This window comes from Thiohalocapsa sp., from assembly GCF_019695415.1.
In the GTDB taxonomy this organism is placed as follows: domain Bacteria; phylum Pseudomonadota; class Gammaproteobacteria; order Chromatiales; family Chromatiaceae; genus Thiohalocapsa.
Map to the genome: position 1 here is coordinate 1 of NZ_JAIFKJ010000053.1, position 2,182 is coordinate 2,182.

Here is a 2,182-nt window from a genome sequence, read left to right on the forward strand (position 1 = left end):
ATCCCCGGCAGCGTCGCATGCGAGAGGGCATCGCCCATCAGCGATCGCTTGCGCAGCAGCAGCAACGTCCCGACCAGGCCCGAGGCGATGCCCAGGGCCGAGGTGCTGAGCACGACCAGCCGGGTGTTGTAGTTCTGCAGCGTGGCGACTTCGACGATCTGCGGCAGCGAGGGCCAGTCGATCAGCGGCCGATCGTCCTGCCCGATGGTTCGGGCGGAGTCGGTCCCATGCGCCGGTCCCGCCGAAGCGAGGTTCGCCGCGCACAACAGGCCGATCACGATTGCCATGGTCCAACGCATGCCCATCGCCTACCGGCCGGCCTGGCTGAGGGCTTGGCCGGCCTCTTCGAGCAGGCTCAACCGCCCGCCGTAGGTCGCCTTGAGATTCTCGGAAGTAAACACCCGCTCGGTCGGCCCGGCCTCGACCACACGCATGTTCAACAGCACCAGCCAGTCGAAATACTGGCTGACCGTCGCCAGGTCGTGATGAACGACCAGGCACGTCTTGCCCTGCTGCTTCAATTCGTGCAGCAGCGTGACGATCGCCCGCTCCGTGGCCGCATCGACTGCCGCGAAAGGCTCATCCATGAAGTACAACGCCGCATCCTGGGCCAGCGCCCGGGCCAGGAACACCCGCTGCTGCTGGCCGCCGGAAAGCTGGCTGATCTGCCGGTCGGCCAGGTGCGCGATGCCCACCCGGTCCAGCGCCTCGCGCGCCGCGTCCTTCTGCTTGCGGCCGACGGGTTTGAACCAACCAAGCTGCCCGTAGGTGCCCATCGCCACCACGTCCAGCGCGTTGACCGGAAAGTCCCAGTCCACGCTCTCGCGCTGGGGCACGTAGCCGACCAGCGCCCGCTGCCTGCGATAGGGCTTGCCATAGACCAGCACCCGCCCCGAGGCCTTGGGCACCAGGTCCAGGCACGCCTTGATCAGCGTGCTCTTGCCCGCCCCGTTGGGCCCGACAATCCCGACCAGCTTGCCCTCGGGGATGTCCAGGTCGATGTCCCACAGCACCGGCTTGCGATGGTAGGCGACGGTCAGATCGTCGATCGCCAGGGGCACATCGGCCGGATGGGCCGGCGACGTTGACGATGACCGCGACGGCGGCGCGGCCGGGTCGGGCGGGGTCTGCAGTGTCGCGATGCGATTCATCCTGGTGGGTTTCCTTGCGGTCCGATCGAATTCGGCTGCGCTGGCGTCATTCACCGTGCGGCCGCGAAAGCCTGCCGCTCATTCCACCGGCAGGCGCGTCGCCGCCCAGGGCACGCGCGATGGTCGTGACGTTGTGGTCGATCATGCCGATGTACGTGCCTTCGTAGCTGCCCGCCGGGCCCATGGCGTCGGAATACAACTCCCCGCCGATCTTCACCTCGTGCCCCCGCGCCCGGGCGCCTTCGACCAGGGCGCGGACGTTCTTGTCCGCCACCGACGTTTCCACGAACACCGCGGGAATGTCGTTGTCGACCAGGTACCCCACGAGATGCTCGATGTCCTGCACGCCGGCTTCGCTCTCCGTGCTCAGGCCCTGAATCCCCCGCACCTCCAGGCCGTAGGCCCGGCCCAGGTAGTTGAACGCATCATGGGCGGTGACCAGCACTCGCTTGTCTTCGGGGATCGAGCCGATCACCTGCCGCGCATAGGCGTCGAGTTGTTCAAGCTTCTGCCTGTAAGCCTCGGCGTTGGCGCGATACGACGCGGCGTGGGTCGGATCGTACTGGGCCAGGGCGTCGGCCACGACGTCGACCGCACGCATCCACCCGCCCACGTCCATCCACACATGCGGGTCGTAAAGATGCTCCGCGTCGGTCATCACGTAATCGCCCTGTTCGAGAATGGTCTCGGTCACCGCATAAATCGGACGGCCCCGCCGCGCGATGCGAAGCAGCATGTCCGTCATCTTCCCCTCGAGCATCAGCCCGTTGTAGAACACCACGTCCGCGTTCTGCAGTGCGACCACATCGTCGTGGCTGGGGTTGTAAAGATGCGGATCGGCCCCCTCGCCGATGAGGCCTTCGACGCGGGCGTGCTCGCCGGCGCCCTGTCGGCAGATGTCGGCCACCATGCCGATGGTGCGGGTGACCGGGTAGGGCTAGGCACGCGGGCCGTCGCTATCCAAGCGTTAGCTGCAGCAGCACGACGCAGCGCGCAGACACGAGGACAGACACCACGCAGCCGGGAGATAG

General features: G+C 67.0%; 3 protein-coding genes. All 3 read right to left on the reverse strand.

Features of this window, described 5'->3' with window-relative positions:
* Positions 1 to 287: metal ABC transporter permease (locus I6U14_RS00620; RefSeq protein WP_296896027.1), on the reverse strand; the 287-nt coding region annotated here is incomplete at its 3' end.
* Between the two features lie 21 nt (positions 288 to 308).
* Positions 309 to 1,151: a metal ABC transporter ATP-binding protein gene (locus I6U14_RS00625; RefSeq protein WP_296896029.1), complete on the reverse strand. Its 843-nt coding sequence runs from the start codon at positions 1,149 to 1,151 to the stop codon at positions 309 to 311.
* Positions 1,152 to 1,197: 46 nt separating this feature from the next.
* Entirely contained in the window at positions 1,198 to 2,067 is an 870-nt protein-coding gene (locus tag I6U14_RS00630) for a zinc ABC transporter substrate-binding protein (protein WP_296896031.1), read from the reverse strand.
* Positions 2,068 to 2,182 lie beyond the last annotated feature (115 nt).

What these genes read in the sequence shown, in the direction of transcription:
- I6U14_RS00625 (WP_296896029.1), bottom strand. Translation starts at nt 1,151, where the DNA reads ATGAATCGCATCGCGACACTGCAGACCCCGCCCGACCCGGCCGCGCCG.